1 protein-coding gene is annotated in these 2,013 nt (G+C 62.6%); it reads left to right on the plus strand.

What is annotated here, in order from left to right:
• Positions 1-257 precede the first annotated feature (257 nt).
• Positions 258-1,934, plus strand: coding sequence for an IS1634 family transposase (locus VES88_18305; protein HYN83438.1), 1,677 nt, complete (start codon positions 258-260; stop codon positions 1,932-1,934).
• Positions 1,935-2,013: the final 79 nt, after the last annotated feature.

The raw sequence follows: 2,013 nt of genomic DNA on the forward strand, positions 1-2,013 counted from the left end.
TAGCCCAACTTCCGCAGTTGGCCCGCCGCTGAGCCGATTTTTGGGGGTGGCGGCGGGCTAAGTGTTTGAGCCCACAGGGTCGGGATTGCGAAATGTGCGTGTAGTGCCGACCAACCCTCTTGTTTTCAGCGCGTTAGGCGATGAAGACTGGTGGCGAGGCAGACACGATGTACCTTCGGCACACGACGCGGAAAAAGGACGGGAAGATCCACACGTATTGGCGTCTGGTGCGTTGTGTCCGTCGGGGTGGCAAAGTGGTGCAAGAGACCGTGGCGCAACTCGGCGAGCTGGACGCTGCGGGTCGGGCGAGCGCTCGGCAGCTGGCCCGGCGGATGACCGGCCGTGCGGCTGACCAGCAAGAGCTCTTCGAGGTGACCCCGGAGGCCGAGACGGTGGCGATCCGGCTGGATCAGGTGCGGCTGGAGCGCAGCCGCAGTTTCGGCGAGGTGTATCTGGGTTGGACCCTTTGGCACGGGCTCGAGCTCGATCGCGTCTTGGAGGAGCTGCTGCCGCCAGGCCGCGAGGAGGTGCCGTGGGCTACGATGGCAGCGCTGTTGGTGATTGCTCGCCTGTGCGAGCCGACGAGCGAATTGGCGATTGCCGAGCGTTGGTACCGGTCTACGGCCCTTCAGGACATCCTGGGGATTTCGGTGGACTCGGTCAACGATGATCGACTCTACCGGGCGTTGGATCGGCTGCTGCCGCACAAGGAAGCTTTGGAAGGCCATCTTCGCGCGAAGCTCGGAGAGCTGTTCGAGCTCGACTACGACCTGCTGCTCTACGATGTGACCAGCACGTACTTCGAAGGGTTGTGCCCGCACAATGATCTGGCGCAGCGCGGCCATAGCCGGGACTACCGGCCTGATTGCCAGCAGGTGTGTCTGGCGCTGGTGGTCAGCCGCGAAGGGCTCCCTTTGGGCTACGAGGTGTTTGCCGGCAACCGGGTAGATGTGACGACGGTTCAAGAGATCGTAGGCACGATGGAGACGCGGTTTGGTCTGGCCAAACGGATCTGGGTGATGGATCGCGGCATGGTCAGCCAGGCCAACGTCGCGTGGCTGCAACAGAGCGGTCGCCGCTATTTGCTGGGTGCTTGTCGCGCGGAGCTTAAACGTTGGAAAAAAGAGCTGCTCGACGAGCGGGATTGGAACGTTGTCCGCGAGGGTGTGGAGGTCAAGCTGTGTCAAGGCCCTGACGGCGAGGAGATCTTTGTGCTGTGCCGTTCACGCGAGCGGATCGAGAAGGAGAAAGCGATGCACGAACGGTTTTCGGAGCGGATCGAGACCGCGCTGAAAACCTTGCAGAACCGGCTGGGGAGATCCCGCAGCCCGATCGATCGCAGCACCGTCGATCGGCAGATCGGGCGGCTGCTCGAACGCAACCGCCGTGCGGCCCAACGCTTTCAAATCGATCTGACCGCAGATCCTGCGCTGCCCAGCGGCCTGCGCCTGTGCTGGTCAGTGCGCACTGCATGGGACGAGTGGGCGCAAGCCAGCGAAGGCTGTTACGTGCTGCGCACGAATGTCACCGACTGGACGCCGGAGCAGCTCTGGCAGGCCTATATCCAGCTGACCCAGGCGGAGGCCGCCTTCCGGATCCAAAAGTCGGATTTGGCGCTGCGGCCGATTTGGCATCAGAAGACTCACCGAGTCCAGGCCCACATCCTCGTCTGCTTCCTCGCCTACGTCCTGTGGAAAGCTCTGGAGCAGTGGGCCCACCGCGCCGGGCTGGGTCACACTCCACGGACCCTACTCGCTGAGCTCGCTCAGCTCAGAAGCGCGGATATCGTGCTGCCCACCGCAGAGCGTGAGTCCCGCGAGCTACGGATCCGCTGTGTCGTTCGGCCCGACCGCATCCACGCAGACCTACTTGATCGACTCGGTCTCCGTCTGCCCAAGAGGCTCCGAATCTCACCCGCACAAGCTCAAATGTAGTGCCGACTTTTGGTTCCCTTTCAAGCTAAGCTCTTGAAAACACTAGACCGACCCTCAGAGAACTGCGGAAGTTGGGCTA

The organism is Gemmatimonadaceae bacterium, from assembly GCA_035633115.1.
In the GTDB taxonomy this organism is placed as follows: Bacteria; Gemmatimonadota; Gemmatimonadetes; order Gemmatimonadales; family Gemmatimonadaceae; genus UBA4720.